16 protein-coding genes are annotated in these 19,715 nt (G+C 46.5%); 11 read left to right on the top strand and 5 right to left on the bottom strand.

Annotation, left to right across the window (positions count from 1 at the left end; all coding sequences use genetic code 11):
- Positions 1-11: 11 nt before the first annotated feature.
- Both trmB and DET62_RS11270 read right to left on the bottom strand, forming a co-directional pair.
- Positions 12-728 carry a tRNA (guanosine(46)-N7)-methyltransferase TrmB gene (gene trmB, locus DET62_RS11275; RefSeq protein WP_110013960.1) on the bottom strand — a complete coding sequence of 239 codons (717 nt, stop codon included), beginning with the start codon at positions 726-728 and terminating at the stop codon, positions 12-14.
- 112 nt (positions 729-840) lie between these two features.
- The gene (locus tag DET62_RS11270) at positions 841-1,932 is read right to left on the bottom strand and encodes an OmpA family protein (protein WP_110013959.1); all 1,092 of its coding nucleotides are present in this window, start codon (positions 1,930-1,932) and stop codon (positions 841-843) included.
- A 115-nt stretch (positions 1,933-2,047) separates the two neighbouring features.
- Here DET62_RS11270 and mutY point away from each other — a divergent pair, with 115 nt between their 5' ends.
- From mutY to DET62_RS11250, 4 genes are all read left to right on the top strand, one after another.
- The gene (mutY, locus tag DET62_RS11265; RefSeq protein ID WP_110013958.1) at positions 2,048-3,088 is read left to right on the top strand and encodes an A/G-specific adenine glycosylase; all 1,041 of its coding nucleotides are present in this window, start codon (positions 2,048-2,050) and stop codon (positions 3,086-3,088) included.
- A gap of 11 nt (positions 3,089-3,099) precedes the next feature.
- Positions 3,100-3,372: an oxidative damage protection protein gene (locus tag DET62_RS11260; protein ID WP_011235212.1), complete on the top strand. Its 273-nt coding sequence runs from the start codon at positions 3,100-3,102 to the stop codon at positions 3,370-3,372.
- A gap of 156 nt (positions 3,373-3,528) precedes the next feature.
- Positions 3,529-4,644: a glutamate 5-kinase gene (proB, locus tag DET62_RS11255; RefSeq protein WP_011235213.1), complete on the top strand. Its 1,116-nt coding sequence runs from the start codon at positions 3,529-3,531 to the stop codon at positions 4,642-4,644.
- Positions 4,641-5,894 (top strand): glutamate-5-semialdehyde dehydrogenase, encoded by a 1,254-nt coding sequence (locus DET62_RS11250; protein WP_011235214.1) that lies wholly within the window; start codon positions 4,641-4,643, stop codon positions 5,892-5,894. Before proB ends, DET62_RS11250 begins: the two co-directional genes overlap by 4 nt.
- A 70-nt stretch (positions 5,895-5,964) precedes the next feature.
- On the opposite strand, the gene DET62_RS11245 is transcribed toward DET62_RS11250, so the two are convergent.
- Both DET62_RS11245 and DET62_RS11240 read right to left on the bottom strand, forming a co-directional pair.
- Positions 5,965-7,950 (bottom strand): 3-deoxy-D-manno-octulosonic acid kinase, encoded by a 1,986-nt coding sequence (locus DET62_RS11245; RefSeq protein WP_110013957.1) that lies wholly within the window; start codon positions 7,948-7,950, stop codon positions 5,965-5,967.
- A 5-nt stretch (positions 7,951-7,955) separates the two neighbouring features.
- Complete coding sequence (locus DET62_RS11240; RefSeq protein WP_110013956.1) at positions 7,956-8,732, bottom strand: glycosyltransferase; 777 nt, start codon at positions 8,730-8,732, stop codon at positions 7,956-7,958.
- A 123-nt stretch (positions 8,733-8,855) separates the two neighbouring features.
- Between DET62_RS11240 and DET62_RS11235 the strand changes: the two genes are divergently transcribed.
- Together DET62_RS11235 and DET62_RS11230 are read left to right on the top strand one after the other, a co-directional pair.
- On the top strand, positions 8,856-10,412 hold the full coding sequence (locus DET62_RS11235) for a cryptochrome/photolyase family protein (RefSeq protein WP_110013955.1): 1,557 nt from the start codon (positions 8,856-8,858) through the stop codon (positions 10,410-10,412).
- A gap of 11 nt (positions 10,413-10,423) precedes the next feature.
- A complete protein-coding gene (locus DET62_RS11230; protein ID WP_011235218.1) occupies positions 10,424-10,960 on the top strand; it encodes a lipocalin family protein in 537 nt (178 codons plus the stop codon).
- Here the strand turns inward: DET62_RS11230 and DET62_RS11225 are convergent.
- Complete coding sequence (locus DET62_RS11225; RefSeq protein ID WP_011235219.1) at positions 10,957-12,741, bottom strand: DEAD/DEAH box helicase; 1,785 nt, start codon at positions 12,739-12,741, stop codon at positions 10,957-10,959. The two genes, DET62_RS11230 and DET62_RS11225, sit on opposite strands and share 4 nt — an antisense overlap.
- 343 nt (positions 12,742-13,084) lie before the next feature.
- On the opposite strand from DET62_RS11225, the gene DET62_RS11220 reads away from it, so the two are divergent.
- The 5 genes from DET62_RS11220 to DET62_RS11200 all read left to right on the top strand — a co-directional run bounded on the left by DET62_RS11220 (position 13,085) and on the right by DET62_RS11200 (position 19,714).
- Positions 13,085-14,527: an NAD-dependent succinate-semialdehyde dehydrogenase gene (locus tag DET62_RS11220; RefSeq protein WP_110013997.1), complete on the top strand. Its 1,443-nt coding sequence runs from the start codon at positions 13,085-13,087 to the stop codon at positions 14,525-14,527.
- Positions 14,524-15,897: an aldehyde dehydrogenase family protein gene (locus DET62_RS11215; RefSeq protein ID WP_110013954.1), complete on the top strand. Its 1,374-nt coding sequence runs from the start codon at positions 14,524-14,526 to the stop codon at positions 15,895-15,897. The genes DET62_RS11220 and DET62_RS11215 overlap by 4 nt, the downstream gene beginning before the upstream one ends.
- An 82-nt stretch (positions 15,898-15,979) precedes the next feature.
- Positions 15,980-16,831, top strand: a complete 852-nt coding sequence (trxA, locus tag DET62_RS11210) for a thioredoxin (RefSeq protein ID WP_110013953.1) — start codon at positions 15,980-15,982, stop codon at positions 16,829-16,831.
- A 93-nt stretch (positions 16,832-16,924) separates the two neighbouring features.
- Positions 16,925-18,046 carry a cell division protein ZapE gene (gene zapE, locus DET62_RS11205; protein ID WP_110013996.1) on the top strand — a complete coding sequence of 374 codons (1,122 nt, stop codon included), beginning with the start codon at positions 16,925-16,927 and terminating at the stop codon, positions 18,044-18,046.
- A 249-nt stretch (positions 18,047-18,295) separates the two neighbouring features.
- On the top strand, positions 18,296-19,714 hold the full coding sequence (locus tag DET62_RS11200; RefSeq protein WP_011235224.1) for a sodium-dependent transporter: 1,419 nt from the start codon (positions 18,296-18,298) through the stop codon (positions 19,712-19,714).
- Position 19,715 lies beyond the last annotated feature (1 nt).

Raw genomic sequence — 19,715 nt, 5'->3', positions numbered from 1 at the left:
AGCGTGGCAGATTAATTGGTTTTAAACTGAAGATCCCAAACGCCATGGCCTTTCCCTTCGCCCCGGCGTTCAAACTTAGTTTTTGGGCGGTTCTCAGGACGTGGTACGTAGTCACCTGAAGACGACAAATTGGTTAACCGGGGTTCGTCATTCAGAACCTCCAGCATATGCTCTGCGTAATTTTCCCAGTCTGTTGCAAGATGAATAACTCCGCCAGTCTCAATTTTCTGAATTAATAATTGCACAAACTCGGGCTGTACAATGCGGCGTTTATGGTGACGCTTCTTGTGCCAGGGGTCGGGAAAGAAAATTTGAACACAGTTCAAACTGTTATCCGGAATGCATTGTTTTAATACTTCGACCGCGTCTTCATGAAACACCCGAAAGTTTTTCACCCCAGCTTCCTCTGCCGCCATAAGGCATGCACCTACACCGGGTTCATGCACTTCTATACCAATAAAGTCACGTTCTGGGGCGTTAGCTGCCATCTCAACTAGTGAATGCCCCATACCAAAACCAATTTCCAGCGTTACCGGGGCTTCACGGCCGAAGACCATAGCAAGATCCAGTCGTCCATTTTCCAGCGTTAACCCAACGGTTGGCCATAGACGTTCAATAGCCGCCGCCTGGCCTTTGGTCAGTCTTCCTTCTCTTTTCACAAAGCTGCGCACTGTTCTAACATATTTTCCCGCAGCAGCTGCTTCTTCGGCACTTTTAAAATGGCTCATGACTTTCCTGAAAATTAATGACTTAGCGAATACCAAAAAAACAGGCCTGAAAAATCAGGCCTGTTTAGAGTAGAGCTATTATCGCTATTTCAAGCAATCAATACAATCGGTATTAACGAGTTTTAGGTACCCGGTTTACGACTTTCAATGTTGCTTCTATGCGACGGTTTGTCTGACGATCAGCGGCGCTGTTCTCGCGAACTTTCGGTTGAGATTCACCGTGACCTTTGAAGTCAACGCGGCTTTTCTCAATACCGTGTTGCTTAACAAGTGCATTGGCAACAGCTTCTGCGCGACGTTCAGACAACCACTGGTTATATTTCGCTTCGCCCGTGCTGTCCGTATGTCCGTGAATAGTGATATCCAACTGTGGATGCTCTTTCATGAACTCCGCCATATCTTTAATATCTGACCGTTCACCACTGCGGATGTTCGAAGAGTTTAAGTCAAACTCCACCAGCAACTCTTCAGTTATAGTCTCGTTTTCATAAAGAATACAGCCGGTCTCATCTACTGAGTAATTTTTAGGTGTATTGGCACATTTGTCTTTTGAATCAACAACGCCGTCACCATCAGAATCTACAGGTTTAGACTCCGGCTCAGGTGCCGCTTGTTGAGGTTCAGGACGTGGCTCTGGACGTGTTCTAGGTTCAGGGCTGGTATCGCGACCACCAAAGAACCATTGCAGACCAACGTTTGCGAACATTTCGGTGTAGTCTTCTTCCCAACCACGCTGAGCACCACCTTCCACACGCCATGCCAGATTATCGGTAATAAAGCTACGATGACCAAGCGTGACTCGTGCAGCAACATCCGTGACATCGCCAATTTCAGTATTGTTCACACCTAAACCAGCATAAAAGTTGTTGTTGAAGTGGTATAGCGCATCAACACCGTAGCTGTCGCCATATGCATCGCCTGCACCAACCAGGTCGGCTTCCATGTAGTCATAATAAATACGGGCTTCCCATGCCTCGGTAAACATCATGCCGGCTTCAACACCCGAAGTAATGGTTTTGAAACCGTCATCAACAGAGAATACTTGCCCATTCTTTACCGCAACGCGATCGTCGTCGGCAGAAAAAGCCCCCAAGCGTGCGCCCAGATAAAAGTCGTTTTGCTCAACCTCGGTCTGCTGCGCAAAAACTGGAGCGGTTAATCCAGCGGTTAGCAAAGATATAGTGATTAAATTTAAGGTTTTCATTGCAAAGCTCCTTTTAATTGCAATAACAATCATGCTCGGAATATGAGACACTGTGTATGACATAAAGACTAGTACATTTTTTGAATAAGTCATTTTTATTTGCAGAGATTTACAGTTGACTCAGACATTCAGCTCACAGGTTCTCAATTGGTTTCAGCAATACGGGCGCAAGCATCTGCCATGGCAGAAAAACGTCACGCCCTATCGCGTCTGGGTGTCAGAAATTATGCTGCAACAGACCCAGGTCACTACCGTTATTCCGTACTTCGAACGTTTTATGGCAACCTTTCCTACGGTTCAGGAACTGGCCTCAGCCCCACAAGACAAAGTATTGAATTTATGGACTGGATTAGGCTATTACGCAAGAGCCCGGAACCTTCATAAAACTGCAAAACTTGTTTGCACTCAATATAACGGTGAATTTCCCGAAAAAGTTCATGAACTCGAAAAATTACCTGGGGTTGGTCGCTCAACAGCCGGTGCAATTCGCTCTCTTGGGCATGGTGAATACGCACCTATTCTGGATGGCAACGTCAAGCGTGTATTAGCACGTCATTTTGCTGTTTCTGGCTGGCCTGGTAAGGCAGATGTTTTAAAGCAACTGTGGCAACTGAGTGAACAATTGACCCCGAAGCAGGACTCCGGCGCATACAATCAGGCAATGATGGATATCGGTGCAATGATTTGTACTCGCAGTAAACCGCTTTGCGAGCAATGCCCTGTCAATAGCACCTGTATTGCCAGAGCAACGGACACAATAGCACAGTATCCGGGAAAGAAGCCGAAAAAGATTAAACCAGTAAAAGCAACTCACATGCTGCTTTTTCGGCATAATCATCAGTTCTTGCTGGAGAAGCGCCCCCAGTCTGGTATATGGGGCGGGCTTTGGTGCTTTCCACAATGTGATGAGGAAACGGACATTCCTTCCTTAGCCCAACAATACGGTCTCGCTGAACTGGCAAGACAGCAACTGACACCTTTTCGTCATACTTTTAGTCACTTCCACCTGGATTGTAAGCCTCTGCTGATTGATGTCGCTCCCTCTGAGACTTTACTCAACGAAGCTCAACACTTATGGGTAAAGGCTGATACCAATCAGGACTTGGGCTTTGCTGCACCAACCGTTAAACTGATGGAGCAGTTAACTACTAAATAGGTGAACACCGCATGAGCCGCACTGTATTTTGTGAGCATTTTCAAAAAGAAGCCGAAGGCCTCGATTTTCAACTCTACCCCGGCGAGCTGGGCGAGCGTATTTTTAACCATATATCAAAAGACGCCTGGGCTGAGTGGCAAAAGAAGCAGACCATGCTGATAAACGAAAAACGGTTAAACATGATGGATCCGACTGATCGTGAGTTTCTTGAAAAGCAGATGACAGCCTTTTTATTCGAAGGAAAAGCCCCTGAAATTGAAGGCTACACCCCACCAGAGAGTTAATGCATGACATTACCGAATTTCCGGACTTGACTCTTTTTTCTTGTAAATCGAAATTATTGTCTAATATATTGACAATAGGTATGGCTTATGAGCCTCGCTGGAGCTTAGACAGCCAATCTGTTAGACTACTAACGAATTCAACAAAAGGGAGTCTCTATGAAAGCGCCATCCTGGCGAAGAGCCGTGCTGAAAGTGGGGAGTGCGCTCATCGCGCCAGATGAAACTGGGGTTAGCACCAAATACCTATTACCCATAGCTCGTTTTATTAACGAGTGCCGAGAACGCGGGCAAGAAGTTGTCTTAGTCTCGTCAGGCAGCGTTGCTGCCGGCCGCAAACATTTTAACTTTGAACACAAGAAAGTACCGGTTGCTGTGCGTAAAGCAATGTCCGCAGTCGGTCAAAATGAAATGATGGGTTACTGGTCACGCTTTTTCGATTCCCCCTGCGCCCAGTTGCTTATGACCCACAGTGACTTACGCGACCGAGCTCGCTACGTCAGCATTAAAAACACCCTAAACAGATTGTTAGAGCACGACATTTTACCGGTGGTAAATGAGAACGATGCTCTTGCTACTGACGAAATGAAAGTGGGTGATAACGACAACTTGTCGGCCATGATCGCGACTTTGGTTGATGCCGACGCGCTGTTTATTTGTTCAGACATCGACGGTCTGTATGACTCAGATCCGAACCTGAATCCGGACGCGAAAAAAATACCGGTGGTTGAACAAATTGACGAAAGCATTTATTCGCTTGCCGGTGGTTCAGTAAGTTCCGTCGGTACCGGGGGAATGCGCACTAAAGTTGAGGCGGCAGAAAAAGCTACTTCACACGGTATCGATACTTACATAGTTAACGGTCGTAAGGGTGAAACTTTTGAATCGTTGCTACAGGGGGACATCCCCGGCACATTATTCCGTCGCCAATCTGATCCAATTAGCAATAAAAAGCATTGGTTAAGACATACTCTGGTTGCCCAGGGTGAAATATTGGTTGATGAAGGTGCTGAGAAAGCATTAATTGAGAACGGTGCCTCACTACTGAGTTCAGGCATTGTTGATGTACAAGGTGACTTTGATCGCGGTGACGCCGTGCTGGTTCGCAGCGCCAACGATACTGACGCTATCGCAAAAGGTATTTGTCAGTACAGCGCACATGAACTGATGCATATTAAAGGGCAGCAAACGGAAGATATAGCGGAAAAATTTGGCTATAGCCCAATTACGGAAGTTATTCACCGCGACGATCTAATGATTTTGGAGGATTCATGAGCCAGCAACTAGCAAAAGAAATTTCGCAACGCGCCGCAAAAGCGGCACGCGCTGTAGCAACCTTATCGGAAACGGACAAAAACGCCGTACTTCAAAAAATGGCTGACGCTATTCGCGCACGTCAGGATAAGATTATTGAAGTAAATAAAAAAGATTTGGCCACAGGCAAAGAAAAAGGCCTAAGCGACGCTATGATGGATCGCCTGGAATTAACGCCAGAGCGTGTCGAAGGCATGGCTTCTGCCATTGAAGAGATCATTGCATTGAAAGATCCTGTCGGCGACAGCTACGTTCTCGATGAGCGCCCTAACGGCATGAAAATTGAGAAAATGCGTATTCCTCTCGGCGTTATCTGCATGATTTATGAAGCACGTCCGAATGTCACAGCTGACGCTGGAGCGCTATGCTTTAAGTCTGGTAACGCAGTAATTTTACGTTGTGGCCGGGAAGCCATTGAGAGCAGTAAAGCCATTGCTGAAGCCTTGCACGAAGCTTTAGAAGCCAGCAATCTACCTAAAGACGTTATCACCGTGGTGCCAACACCTGACCGCGAACTGATGACTGAACTTCTGCAACAGAAAGACTATATCGATCTGGTTATTCCTCGCGGCGGTGAAGGTCTGATTCACTTTGTCAGCGATACCAGTAAAATCCCAGTCATTCAACATTACAAAGGTGTTTGCCACCTGTATGTGGATAAAGACGCAGACCTTGATAAAGCTCTGGCAATTTTACTTAACGGTAAAACTCAGCGTACCGGCGTTTGTAATGCGCTAGAAGGTTTACTGGTTCATCAGGACGTTGCTGATAAGTTCTTGCCTATGGCTGCTAAGGCGCTGGCAGAGAAAGACGTAACCATTCACGCCGACAAGCGTTCAGTAAGCTACTTTGATGGCGCTGATGAGATTGCAGACGATGCTTTTGGTGAAGAATACCTGGCTCTTGAGATTGCGGTTCGCACCGTCGACAACTACGAAGGTGCTATTGAGCATATTCAGGAGTTTGGTAGCGGTCATACCGAAGTTATTATCACTGAAAACGATGAAACCGCTAAGCGTTTCATTCGTGAAGTAGATTCAGCCGTTACCATGGCAAATGTCTCTTCTCGCTTCTCTGATGGCGGCCAGTTAGGTTTGGGTGCTGAAATTGGTATCTCCACCAGTAAGCTGCACGCATACGGACCAATGGGTCTTGAGGCACTAACAACTGAAAAATTCGTGGTGACCGGTAACGGTCAGGTTCGCGACTGATTCAGTGCTTAGCGCATTAAAAAGCCCCGGTCACTTCAAGTGGCCGGGGCTTTTTTTTATGGCTTAAAGCTTAACGACGATAGCCTGTTAATAGTTCTGGCCAGTCACGGGACTCCTTCCAATAGAAGGTTTCATTCTTCTCTTTTTCTTTGCGCAAAGAGCGCAATAGCCGTTGGATATTAGCTTCTTTCCAGTCACCGTTTTCACGGAAGTCGCACTTGTCAAAATCGACAATCCAGGCTTTGTCTTTGTCATCCAGCATAAGGTTGTGACAATTTAAATCTGAATGGTAGACACCGGTATCATGCAATTCTTTAATGACGCTTCCCAACTTTTGCCATAGCTCCGCGGATAGTTTCTTTTCACGCAGTAAGCGAAAAACATCGACAGCCCCCGGAATAACTTCCACCAATATGTCTGCTTTGTAACTAAAAACTGCTGTTTTTTCCATACGAGCGGCTACCGGACGCGGAACGGGCAAACCAATTTCCCGCAGCTTTAGCAGCAAATCAAATTCATGAATTGCCCGGCTTTTTTCCGCCGGCTCACGTAAAAAACGATCTTTATTAATTTTACCAACTAAACCACCACGATAGTAATGCCGCAGTAAAAGTCCCAAATCGCCTTGCTGAATAAACCAGACTGTTGCGCGTCCCGTTGAGTTTCCTGCAATTGACTTTTGTTGCTGCCAATACTGGGCTGTGAAATGTTTATCTTCTATTGTTTCAAAAATATCGCTGTCGTAGCGAATAAGCCCTTGGGGACTCTGCTCTGTTTTTATCATACCGCTTCCTGTCAGAGTATATTCCAGTGCCCGCTTTAATACTCTTAACGTAGCACCCTGGTGCGTCTGTAAAACGCTTTTAGCAGCTTCATGTTGCGCTTTCATGACAGCTGTCTGCTGCATCAACTTCACAGCTTTTTTAATTTCTCCGGCATTAGTAACCCACTGCACGGCGCCAGCTTTTGCTAACTCACCGTAAACCTGTGGGAAATTGAACACGTGCCGCCCTGACATAACATTGGAGCCAGCAGCTATAACTTCAAGGGGGTTATGCCCACCTCGCTCAATAATACTGCCACCGACAAAGCTCACCGAGGCTAATTGCCCCCAAAGCATCATTTCGCCCATACTGTCAGCAAGAAAGACATCGCACTCCTTAGGTATAGCATTACTCTGGGTTCTGCGAGCAAGCTTAAGCCCTGACTCCCGTATCATTTTTGCTACCACCTCAAATTGCTCGGGGTGTCGAGGGGCAATGATAAGACAGGAATTGGGTAAGTCCTGTTGAATCAGTTTATGTGCCTCTAACAGCAGCTCATGCTCGCCCGGATGACTGCTACTGGCAAGCCACACATGTCGCGACGCACAGCTTTGCCGCCACAACAGAGCCTTCTCAATATCTGTGACAGAAAGCTCAATGTCGTATTTTAGGTTTCCGTCCACAAAAAGCACACTATCGGGGACACCTAAAACCTTCATTCTGCGCGCCGTTTCTTTATTCTGAACGGAAACCAGTGTCAGTTGTTTCCAGACCTTCTTCATCAACCAATGAAAACGCCGATAACCTGCCGCTGAGCGAGCCGAAAGTCGCGCGTTTAACAATGCAACAGGAATATTCGCTTTGGAAAATTGGTTCAACATTTGCGGCCAAAGCTCGGTTTCCATTACCCACACGGCTTTAGGTTTAAACTTACGCACAAAACGCTTCGCGGCACCCGGAGTATCTATCGGCCAATAACGGCAACTAACAGTGTCGCCAAAATGCTGCTGGATAAGTTCCCGGGCCGTTGGTGTCATACAGGTAATGAGTATTTTTTGACCTGGCTCCTGACGCAAAAGCTGCTCGATTAACCGTTTCGCCGCTAAGGTTTCACCAACGGAAACACTATGAATAACCAAACAGCCGTGCTGTTTTTTATCAACAAAGCCCAGCGCAAGCCGTTCTGACCAGTTCTGACGGTAGCGACTGTCTTTTCCGCCGCGTAGCCACAACCAGACAAAAACGGCTGGAGTGACCAGCCGTATTAATAATCCGTAGATCCACAATTGCATATCATTTAACGCCAGTATTCGGCTATCCACTTGGTTGGCAGAACCTTACGGTACCACTTGCCGCTTCGGCCTTCCAACGCGTCATCCGGATGCGGCTTGCCGTGAAAAATGATAACTTTTGCTTCTTCCGGAATACGCGGTTCCTGAAAGAAGCTAAGCGGGAACGGACGCAGACAATGGCGCTTAAAGCTACGACACCACTTTTCCGGCCAGTACGTCAGCTTGTTTTGGCGATCGACAAAATGGGTAATGTATTCCTGCTCATTCCGTACGTCAGCAATAGCCGCCTTCGGATCTTTTTTCAGATGCTCTAACGCGTCTTCATGAGCGCCAATATCAAAGCGAAATACCGATGTATTCCCGGTAGCATCAGATTTATCCCACTCTTTGATCACCATAAACTCGCCTTCCGGCTCAAAGAACTCGTCCAGGCTGCCAACAATAATAATATCCAGATCCAGGAATAAAGTCGGGCCTTCAAGATCATAAAGCGGGTTCGCAAAGCAAGTAAGCTTTAACCAGCCGTGACCTTTTGACCACGGAACTTGTTCATCAAAGTCTTTAAAGCCAATTTTAGGAATAGCTTTTACTTCAATGTCGTCATTGATACCCTCAAAGTCATCGGTAAAACAGACAAAACGGAACGGTCGATTAAGGTGGCGACTGACCATTGAATGCAACGTATTGACGTAATCGGGGCCATACTTTTTACCCCATTTAATGCAAATGACATTGACCGGTTTTTGCTCTGATGAATTCTCGTTATCCGTTACCTGGCTCATAACTACTCCAATCTGAAACTGAAACTACCGCGCATAATGCCATATTTTAGTGCATTTAGGTATGCCGATCTGAATCCCTGAATAGAACGTAATAGAACTATCAACCCTAACTCCTCACTGCTTATGAAAATTCATACTCTACGACTCATACTTGGCGACCAACTCAATGCCAGACATTCGTGGTTCAGAGAAAAGGACGCGGGTGTACTTTATGTAATGATGGAGCTCAAACAAGAAACTGATTACGTTGTTCACCATCGGCAAAAAGTATTAGCTTTTTTCGCAGCGATGCGGGCTTTCGGTAACGCTCTGAACACGGCAGGACATCAGGTAAACTATATAAAACTTGATGATGACACTAATGAACAAAGCCTGACTCAGAACCTTCAGCAGTTAATGAAAAAGTACGAAGTGACCACTCTGGAATGTCAGCAACCCGACGAATACCGGCTCGATCATCAACTGAAAATCTGGGCCGGCGCCAATAACATTCATTTAAACTGGTTTGATACAGAGCACTTTCTTACCGGCCGCAACTCGCTAAAAGAGTATTTCCCCAATAGCGAAAACTACTTAATGGAAACCTTCTACCGAAGGGTACGTAAGCAATACGATATTCTAATGGAGGGAGGACGTCCGACTGGTGGCCTCTGGAATTACGATAAAGAAAACCAGAAAAAGATTCCGGCAAATCATGACCTAGAGCCGCCTTTAACCTTCTCCAATGACGTATCGGATATTGATGAGGTGCTGCACGACGGTGACGTTAAAACCATGGGACAAGCGAACGCGGCTCAACTGATATGGCCGGTTAACCGAAAACAGTCTAAGCAGTTGCTTGAACATTTTTGTCAATTCGGACTTCCTGATTTTGGTCGTTATCAGGACACCATGGCAACCGAAAATAACGTTGGGGAAGCTCACTGGAGTCTTTATCATTCAAGGCTTTCATTTTCTCTCAACACCAAAATGCTGCATCCGTTAGAGGTGGTTAACGCTGCTATTGATGCCTGGTCGAAAAACAAAGACACCATTTCCCTAGCCCAAATTGAAGGCTTTTGTCGGCAAATTATTGGCTGGCGAGAGTTTGTAAGGGGTATTTACTGGGCGCATATGCCCGACTATAAAAATCTTAACGCACTTAACCACACCAGACCGCTACCGGAGTTTTACTGGACTGCCAATACCAAAATGGCATGTTTGCATTACGCCGTTAGGCAGTCGTTAGACTATGCCTACGCCCATCACATACAGCGGTTAATGGTAACCGGAAATTTCGCTCTGCTGGCCGGCGTATCACCGGACGCTTTGGATGACTGGTATCTTGGTATTTATATTGATGCCATTGAGTGGGTGGAACTGCCCAATACTCGCGGCATGAGTCAGTATGCCGACGGTGGGCTAATAGCAACCAAGCCCTACATTGCCAGTGCCAACTATATGCAAAAAATGGGGCACTATTGTAAAGAGTGCTATTATGATCCGAAGAAGAAAACCGGCGAAAAAGCCTGTCCTTTTAATAGCCTGTACTGGCATTTTATTGAACGTCATAAAGAACGCTTTAAAGACAATCACAGAATGAGCATGATGTATCAGGTCTGGAATAAAAAAACCGAAGAAGAACAGCAGGCGTTAATAAAACAAGCCGAAACTTATTTAGATAATATCAACGAGTTATAAAAGGAAGCACAATGAAAAAATGGATGGTGTCATTACTTTTTACGTTTCTACTGAGTGCCTGTAACTCTCAACCAACACCGGTAGCCGAAGTTGTTGACGACTTTGAAGCCGAGCGTTACCTGGGAAAATGGTACGAAATAGTCCGCATGCCACACAGCTTTGAAGAAGGCTTGCAGGGTGTTACGGCAGAGTATCGCTTAAATGGTGATGGCACACTGGAAGTGACCAACCGGGGTTATCACACCCAAAATGAAGAATGGCAAACCGCTATTGGATTGGCTGAGCCAGTCGAAAACATGGAGGCCGCATATCAGGTCACCTTCTTCTGGCCCTTTTATGGCGGATATTACGTAAGTTGGTTAGGTGGTGATTATCAGCAGGCTATAGTAACCAGCGACTCACACGAGTATTTCTGGTTTTTATCGAGAAGTCCTGATGTTTCTCAGGCAGATATTGATTACGCTTTAGCCAAGGCTCATGAGTGGGGATATGACATCGACCAGATGATCATTGTTGATCATCCGGCCGAGTTAAGAGACGCTAATTAACTAAAACGACGCGCAGCACCCTTACCGGAGTTGCGCTTAGGTCCGCCACGAGCATCGCGGTCACGCGGTGGGCGTGGCGCACGCTTAACTTGCTCATCACTTAGTTCCAGACCCATAGGCTGTTGACGCACACGAGCTTTTTTCAGTACGTGCATAATGTCTTTTGGCATACCTTTTGGTAGCTGCACTAAAGAATGATTATCAAACAACTGAATTTGCCCAATATACTTGCTGTCCATTGATGCTTCGTTAGCAATAGCACCAACGATGTCACCAGGACGAGCGCCGTGTTCACGGCCTACCTGAATTTTGTAGGTTTCAAAATCGACATCCGCTGCACGACCACCACGTTCGGCACGAGGTTTACGTTTATCGCCACGGTCACTGCGTTCATTGCGACCTGATCGTTCGCTACGCTCGTTGCGTGCTTCACGTACCGGACGGTCTTCTTTCAGGAACAACGGGCGCTGCTCATTATGCTGAGCCAATAACGCTAAAGCAATTTCTTCAGCACTTAACTCTGACTGTTCCAGCCACTCGCCTAACAGTTTCTCTAGCTTAGGCTTATCGGCGCTTGCAGTTTCAGGAGCCAGTGACGCCTGCAACTTCTCTAACAATTGTTGCTGACGGTACTTGCTCAGTTCATTTGCGTTTGGTACTTCAAAGAACTCAACCGGTGCATTGGTTAAGCGCTCATAGTGACGCAACAAATGACGTTCTTTTGCACGGAAGAACAAAATCGCTTCACCGGTACGGCCCGCACGACCAGTACGTCCAATACGGTGAACATAAGATTCAGTATCGCTTGGTAAGTCATAGTTAATAACGTGCGTAATTTCAGGAACGTCTAAGCCACGAGCAACAACGTCGGTCCCTACCAGAATTTCGATGTGTCCACTACGTAACTGACTGACAGTCTGCTCACGCTGAGCTTGGTTCAAGTCACCGCTTAATGGCGCCGCTTTAAAGCCGTTGCGTTGCAATAATTCAGCCACATCCATCGTATCCTGACGGGTACGTACGAAAATCAGTGCGCGCTGATACGGAGTAACTTCTAACAATCGAGTCAGAGCGGTCATTTTCGTCATGCCCTGAACTTTCCAGGCTTTCTGCTTAATGGTCGCTTTTTCGCGGGCAATAGCTTCAATCTGAATGTTCAGCGGATCTTTCAGGAAGGTTTTTGCCAGTTTGCGAATTGCATTCGGCATAGTTGCTGAGAATAATGCGCGTTGCGCCGTATTCGGTACAGCTTTTAGAATCGTCTCGATGTCTTCAATGAAACCCATGTTAAGCATTTCATCAGCTTCATCCAGAACGCCCACTTTCAAACCATCTAGTTGCAGGACGTTTTTATTCAATAAGTCGATAAGACGACCCGGGGTACCAACAACAATAGCGGTTCCCTGCTTCAGGGCTTTAACCTGAGGACCAAATGGAGCGCCACCGTAAACGGTTGCTACGCCAACGCCACGCATTTTCGCAGCAAAGCCTTCAAGCGCTTCAGCTACCTGAATAGCCAGCTCACGAGTTGGAGTTACGACTAATACTTGAGTTTGCTTAACCGACGCATCAATTTTTGCCAGTGCAGGCAGACCGAATGCAGCAGTTTTACCGGTACCGGTCTGAGCTTCGCCCAGCACGTCTTGCCCTTCCAGCAATGCAGGAATAGCCTGTAGCTGAATAGGAGTCGGAGTTAAAAACTGCATTGCGTTTAATTGTTCAAGCACAGCACTAGGTAAGGCCATGTCGTTAAACGACAGACCCGTTTGGGTATTTGACATATTTGTCTCACTTTATTCCCGTTTGCCCATTGGCAAACACAATAAAAAAGGGGTTATGGCCCGGCAACAGGAATCAGTGTTCAGTCTCTAAACTGTCTGGACTGGAATCAGGCGCTGCAACCCCACGAATCAAGGGTGACCGCTGCCTCATCAGTTATGCGGTGTTCCTTGAGGAACGGCGGATTATACGTTTTTTTACTCAAAAAGCAATGCCTTTGACCTTTTTTTCACCAAACGCATCTATTTCCGTCAAAATAATCGAAAAAGTTGAACCATTTCTTTTTATATTGCCTACATTATTAGAGTTATTCTCAAATTTGGAGGAATTATGTCAGCACATTCTATGTCATCCCTGACTAAGAAAGACTGCTTTATTGAAGGTCACTGGGTTCCTACGGACAAACGTTTCTCAGTCACTAACCCGGCAACTGGCGAAGTAATAGCCGAGGTTGCTGACGCTGACGAAGATTTAACTCAACGTGCCATAAACGTTGCAGACACCGCTCTTAAAAGCTGGCGCAAGAAAACCGCCCGTGAACGCGCGATGCTGCTGCGTAAATGGTACGAAGCCATGATGGACAACAAGCAGGCACTGGGTGAATTAATGAGTGCCGAGCAAGGTAAGCCCGTCGCCGAAGCCGTTGGCGAGGTCGAATACGGCGCCAGCTTTGTTGACTGGTTTGCCGGTGAAGCTGAACGCATCGATGGCGATATATTACCTAACGCCGATAGCAGTAAGCGTGTAATGGTCACTAAAGAGCCGGTTGGTGTCTGTGCGGCCATTACCCCATGGAATTTCCCCAACGCCATGATCACTCGTAAAATTGCGCCGGCACTGGCAGCGGGCTGCACTATCGTGGTTAAGCCACCGCAATTAACTCCGCTTTCTAGTCTGGCATTAGCCCAACTGGCTAGTGAAGTTGGCATTCCCGACGGCGTTATTAATATTATTCCGACCAGCGATGCTAAAAGTGTAGGTAAACGTCTGGCGACCTCACCACAGGTTCGCAAGCTGTCATTTACCGGCTCTACAGGTGTCGGGAAAATTCTAATGCAGCAATGTTCAGAGCACGTCACAAAATTGTCTCTTGAGCTTGGCGGTAATGCGCCGTTCCTGGTCTTTGACGATGCCGATATAGAGCAAGCCGCGGAACAGCTAATAGCCTGCAAATTCCGCAATGGCGGGCAAACCTGTGTTTCAGCGAACAGGATACTGGTACAACAGTCTGTAGCCGAAAAATTTACCAACGCGGTTGTCAGTAAAGTGAAAGCTCTGAAAGTAGGGCCCGGTACAGAAGAAAATGTCGACCTAGGTCCGCTTATCGATCAGGACGCTGTTGATAAAGTACAACGTTTAGTACTTGCTGCTAAGTCTGACGGTGCAACCATAGAAACTGGCGGTTCAGTAATGACCGAGTTAGGCGATTTATTCTATGCGCCAACGGTCATTACAGGTGTAACCGAAGAAATGGATATTAGTGAAGAAGAAATCTTTGGTCCGGTAGTGGCTATTAATACCTTTGAAACAGAAGAAGAAGGCATTGAAAAAGCCAACAATACTCCATTTGGCCTGGCTTCTTACTTCGCAGCCAAAGACACCGCTCGTATTTTCCGTGTAAGTGATGCGCTTGAATACGGCATGGTTGGTGTGAATACTGGTGGCATATCGCACGCTTATAATCCATTCGGTGGCATCAAAGAATCCGGTGTTGGCCGTGAAGGTTCTAAGTACGGTATTGATGAATATCTTGAGTTAAAAACGGTGACTCTTGGCGGACTTGGATGAACCCGTTTGAAAACACACTGAAGCAATTAAAAAGCCATTTTGACAGCGGGCTCACTCGTCCGCTGTCATGGCGTTTAAATCAACTTCAGCAACTTCAGCGATTTCTTACGGAGAACGAAAAGTCTTTACTGCAAGCTCTAAAGTCTGATCTCAACAAACACCCTAGCGAAGCGCGTTTAACTGAATTACAGTTCCTCCAAAGCGATATTAAGCAGACAATTAAAGCTCTGCCAAAGTGGAGCAAGCCTCGTAAAGTCAGTAACCCTTTACTGGCCTGGCCGGCGAAAAGTCAGCTAGTACCTGAACCGCTTGGCGCCGTACTTATTCTGGGAGCCTGGAACTACCCTTTACAATTACTTCTGGCGCCTTTAATTGCAGCCATTGCCGCTGGGAATTGCGCCGTCATAAAACCCTCTGAACATGCAACAGCAACAACAGACCTACTGGCTCGCCGGTTACCAGACTACCTGGACAATGCCGCAATAAAGCTCGTGACAGGATCCGTAACCGAGTCACAGCAACTGACAGCACTGCCCTTCGACCACATTTTCTATACTGGCGGAGAAAACGCAGCCAAAGCGATTATGGCGTCTGCCGCAGAAAACTTAACCCCGGTTACGCTGGAGCTTGGCGGTAAAAGCCCGGCGGTAGTTTTAGCCGACGCACCCATTCAAGTTGCCGCCCGCCGTATTATCTGGGGTAAGTTTCTTAATGCAGGCCAAACCTGTATTGCGCCGGATTATGTGCTGGTAGAGGATAGCGTGAAAGAGCCGTTAATTGCCGCCATGCAGCACGAACTCATCAGTTTTTACGGTGAAGATCCTCAGCACAGCAGTGATTACGGCAGGATCATCCATCAGCAGCACTGGCAGCGCCTGACGCAAATGCTGGAAGGCGAAAACGTGGTTGTCGGTGGAGACTCTGATAAGAGCGAACGTTATATCGCCCCCACAATAGTGGATGGTATAAAAAACGGCAGTGCGCTCATGCAGGAAGAGATTTTTGGTCCGATATTGCCGGTCATAACCATTAAGTCAGCAGCGGATGCCATTGAGGAAATCCGTCTCCATCCAAAACCGTTAGCGCTCTATGTGTTTAGCAACAATCAGCGCCTGCTTGATTTATTTACACAGCAAGTGTCTGCCGGCAATGTTTGTTACAACGACACACTCATGTTCATGCTGAACGACGAGTTGCCTTTTGGTGGCGTTGGTCGCAGTGGAATGGGTCGCTACCACGGTAAATGGGGATTCGATACCTTCAGCCATTTAAAACCCGTGATGACACGCAGTTTTCGTTTCGACGTCGCTTTGCGCTACCCGCCTTACAGCAAGTTAAAAGATAAAATCTTATCCTGGTTTAGTCATTAACCATTGAAATTATGGACTCGCGTCTGCATATCTCTGATAACAGAGATTAAAGTGGCTTATTAAAACAGGAGCGTCGCAGCTGATGTCCGAATCCAATATCGTTAACCTTGACTTGCAGAACTTTCAGCAAGTTTTGCTGGAAGGCTCAAAAGAAAAACTCATTATTATCGATTTTTGGGCTGACTGGTGTGAACCCTGCAAACAACTTATGCCAGTGCTTGAAAAGCTGGCTATGCAATACAGCGACCAGGTTATTCTGGCCAAAATAAATTGTGATGAACAACAAGAATTAGCCGCCCAGTTTGGTATTCGCAGTTTACCTACCGTAGCCTTTTTTAAAGACGGTCAGCCAGTTGACAGTTTCGGTGGAGTGAAAACCGAAGGTGAAATTCAGGAAATACTAACGAAACACCTGCCCAGTCCGTCAGACGACTTAATTCAACAAGCTCAGACAGCTATGGGCGAAGGTGACGCGAATACGGCTTATACTCTGGCTAAACAAGCTTACGATTTAGACAACACTAATATGCAGGCTCTTAAACTGCTAGCCGAAGCTGCGGTCGATGCTGGCCGGTTGGATCAGGCCAAAGAGCTGGTCGCTAAGATTCCACTGGTAGAGCAAGACGGTGACTACCAACGTATAAAAGGCAAGCTTGAGCTGGCGGAAGACGCCGCTGACTCTCCAGAGCTACGCGCTTTACAGGAGCAAGTAGAAAATAACCCCGATGACCTGGCTTTAAAATTACAGTTAGCACTTAAGTTTCATGAAGCAAGTCGTGATGAAGAGGCCCTGCAGCAGGTTTTCACTGTATTAGGTAAAGACGTCAATTTTGCTGATGCGAAAAAATACGCACTCGACATTATCAATTCATTACCCGACGGTGATCCTCTGGCGGCGACCTATCGTAGAAAGCTTTACAGCACAATGTATTGAAGACCTGTATTGATGGTTGTTCACTAGCAGCAGTGTTTGGCCGGCTTCCCCAGCCGGCTTCTTTTTGTCCTGACGTTTTGTGATAATAAGCTCATGCAGGAAAACTATAATCAAGACATTCAGTCCGGTGCGCTCCAACCCGATAAATATCAGTTAGAGGCGGTAAAGGCGCTGCAGCAACGACTGGACTCACTTGCTCGCGGACATAAACCGAAAAGTCTTTACTTATTTGGCCCTGTCGGCCGGGGGAAAACCCTGCTGATGGACATGTTTTACCAACATCTTCCGAAAGGTCAGTCTATTCGACTGCATTTTCACCATTTTATGGCCAAAATCCACGAAGAACTGAATAGCCTTCAGGGCGAAGCTAACCCTATGCAGATTATTGCTAAGAGGTGGTCACAGCACTATTCGATAATCTGTCTGGATGAGTTTTTCGTTGAAGATATTGGCGACGCAATGATTTTAGCCGGACTATGGCATGCGCTGTTCAACGAGGAGGTTAGTTTAATAACAACCTCGAACGCCCCACCTAATGAGCTTTACAGAGATGGTTTGGCGCGCCATCGCTTCGAACCTACAATAGAGTTGTTGAATAAGGAGTGTGACTGTCTGGACTTGGGTATGGGCGTTGATTATCGCCGACTGCACGAAGCCGATTTACCCTATTACCTTAAGCAAGGCACACTGCAACAGCTCCGTTCACTCGCAGAGAGCCATTTCGGCCGCACAAAAGAAACCCCCTCCGTTCGGATAATGAAGCGTGAAATTCCGTGCTTATGGCACAACAATAAAGTGATTGGTTTTGACTTTATGTCTCTCTGCTCCGGCCCCAGAAGTCAGCGCGACTATATGGAACTGGCCGATCGTTATGCTGCTATAGCGGTGCATCAGGTTCCGGCTTTTTCTTATATACCAGATAAAGACCTGGTACATGGTGTAGAGGAAACCTACCAGCGCGAACATCAGGCAAATATTGTCAGCAAACTGGATAACGAAGCCCGTCGTTTTATAGCTCTGGTCGATGAGTGCTATGACCGAAAGTGTCACTTATTGGTAACCGCCGAAACCGACATCGATAAATTATATCAGGCCAGACAATTGGCTTTTCCTTTCCGGCGTTGCGTTTCACGACTTTTTGAAATGCAGCAATGGGGTGACTCAGTTGCAGGAAACACGCTGGTAAAAAGACGCCAATCTGTTCCAGAGAGTTGAATTCCCTGTATTTACCAGCGTGTTAAAACTGAGTTAATTAAATGTTATATGACTTGCAAAAAATTCCAATATTACAATTGTCATGGATGTTAAAATAAGTTTTGTTTCCAAGCCGGATTTCCCGCATTCTGCCGCACAAACAGTAATTAGCTGCTTGCCGTTAAATTAACGCCTTGCTAGGATTGCTGGAATTTGCTGAACAGCGGCGCTTAAAAAGCGTAAAACAAAAACGATAAAAGAAGGTTCAGAATGAGCGAACAACGCGATCAATTTAGCTCTAAGATTGGCTTTATATTAGCGGCGGCAGGTTCTGCCGTCGGCATTGGTAACTTAGTTGGGTTCCCCGTTGCTGCCACTAAAAATGGCGGTGGGGCATTTTTAATTATCTATGCGTTATTCGTTGCCTTTATCTGCGTGCCAGTTATGTTGGCAGAAATGGGCCTGGGCCGGCGCGCTCAAAAAAGCCCTCTGGGATCTTACAAAGCATTATCGCCAAACAATAAAGGCTGGCATCTTGCTGGCTTACTGGCAGTTATCACGCCATTTATGATTGCGGTTTTCTACATGGTCATCACGGTGTGGATCTTCGGTTACCTCTGGCATTCAGTTACCGGCAACCTCGATATGCTCGCCGACGCCGAATACTTTGGCCAATTCGTAAACGACTACGGCTTTGTTGGTTTCCTTATTGCAGTGACAATAATCGTCAATGTTATCTTGCTTGGTGGTGTTCGTCAGGGGATAGAGAAAGCCGCGAAATTCCTGATGCCAGCGCTGTTTATTATGCTCATTCTGCTGGTTATCTTTGTTCTGTCACTGGATAACGCCGTGCTCGGACTTGAGTTTTATCTGGTTCCCGACTTTTCAAAAATTGATGGTTCAGTAATCAACGGCGCATTATCACAGGCCTTTTTCTCGTTATCTCTCGGTATGGGCATTTTAATAACCTACGGCTCTTATTTCAGCCGCAGGGACGACATTGTGACCTCAGGTAAACTGGTTGCTTTAACAGATACAGCCGTTGCTTTTACCGCCGGTTTAATGACTCTGCCCGCGATATTCGCCATCAATCCCAATACCAACCCGGATTCATTGAGTGACTCCTCGGTTAGTATGATTTTCTCTTTCTTTCCGCAAATCTTTATCGCTCTGGAAGGCGTTGTCGGCTATGTTGGCGCAAGCATTGCCGCTACTATCTTTTTCCTGCTGACCTTTATTGCTGCTATTACATCTTTGGTTTCTATTCTTGAAGTACCAACCGCAGCGGTTATTGAGCAAGCGAAGATAAGCCGTAAAAAAGCCCTGCTGGTTATGGGTATCGCCGTTACTGTACTGACTCTTATTGCCGCGACCTCTTTTGGTTTTGTTCCGGCATTCACTGAGTTTACTTTCTACGCTGACACGCCTAAGTCAGTTTTTGATGTAATCTACGACGTTTTTTACGACACCATCTTGCCACTGAATGGCCTTTTGATTTGCTTATTTGTCAGCTTCCACTGGCGCCGTAAAAACCTGGATGCAGAACTTGCTGAAGGCAACCCCGGTTATCCGAATACACTACTGGCCAAATATGTACGTCTATCTATCTGTACATTCATTCCCTTGATATTAGCGGCGGTATTTATTAATACAGTGTTAACTAAATTCTTCGCTTATCCTATTTTCTAAA

The sequence above is a fragment of the Idiomarina sp. H2 genome, from assembly GCF_004364275.1.
Lineage (GTDB): Bacteria > Pseudomonadota > Gammaproteobacteria > Enterobacterales > Alteromonadaceae > Idiomarina > Idiomarina loihiensis.
The sequence above is the reverse complement of the archived record's forward strand: the minus strand, read 5'-3'. Positions and strand labels throughout refer to the sequence as shown.

Bases quoted from the DNA above. Each gene is read 5' to 3' on its own strand.
- trmB (WP_110013960.1), bottom strand. From the start codon at position 728: ATGAGCCATTTTAAAAGTGCCGAAGAAGCAGCTGCTGCGGGAAAATAT.
- DET62_RS11270 (WP_110013959.1), bottom strand. From the start codon at position 1,932: ATGAAAACCTTAAATTTAATCACTATATCTTTGCTAACCGCTGGATTA.
- DET62_RS11260 (WP_011235212.1), top strand. From the start codon at position 3,100: ATGAGCCGCACTGTATTTTGTGAGCATTTTCAAAAAGAAGCCGAAGGC.
- proB (WP_011235213.1), top strand. From the start codon at position 3,529: ATGAAAGCGCCATCCTGGCGAAGAGCCGTGCTGAAAGTGGGGAGTGCG.
- DET62_RS11250 (WP_011235214.1), top strand. From the start codon at position 4,641: ATGAGCCAGCAACTAGCAAAAGAAATTTCGCAACGCGCCGCAAAAGCG.
- DET62_RS11245 (WP_110013957.1), bottom strand. From the start codon at position 7,950: ATGCAATTGTGGATCTACGGATTATTAATACGGCTGGTCACTCCAGCC.
- DET62_RS11240 (WP_110013956.1), bottom strand. From the start codon at position 8,732: ATGAGCCAGGTAACGGATAACGAGAATTCATCAGAGCAAAAACCGGTC.
- DET62_RS11235 (WP_110013955.1), top strand. From the start codon at position 8,856: ATGAAAATTCATACTCTACGACTCATACTTGGCGACCAACTCAATGCC.
- DET62_RS11230 (WP_011235218.1), top strand. From the start codon at position 10,424: ATGAAAAAATGGATGGTGTCATTACTTTTTACGTTTCTACTGAGTGCC.
- DET62_RS11225 (WP_011235219.1), bottom strand. From the start codon at position 12,741: ATGTCAAATACCCAAACGGGTCTGTCGTTTAACGACATGGCCTTACCT.
- DET62_RS11220 (WP_110013997.1), top strand. From the start codon at position 13,085: ATGTCATCCCTGACTAAGAAAGACTGCTTTATTGAAGGTCACTGGGTT.
- DET62_RS11215 (WP_110013954.1), top strand. From the start codon at position 14,524: ATGAACCCGTTTGAAAACACACTGAAGCAATTAAAAAGCCATTTTGAC.
- trxA (WP_110013953.1), top strand. From the start codon at position 15,980: ATGTCCGAATCCAATATCGTTAACCTTGACTTGCAGAACTTTCAGCAA.
- zapE (WP_110013996.1), top strand. From the start codon at position 16,925: ATGCAGGAAAACTATAATCAAGACATTCAGTCCGGTGCGCTCCAACCC.
- DET62_RS11200 (WP_011235224.1), top strand. From the start codon at position 18,296: ATGAGCGAACAACGCGATCAATTTAGCTCTAAGATTGGCTTTATATTA.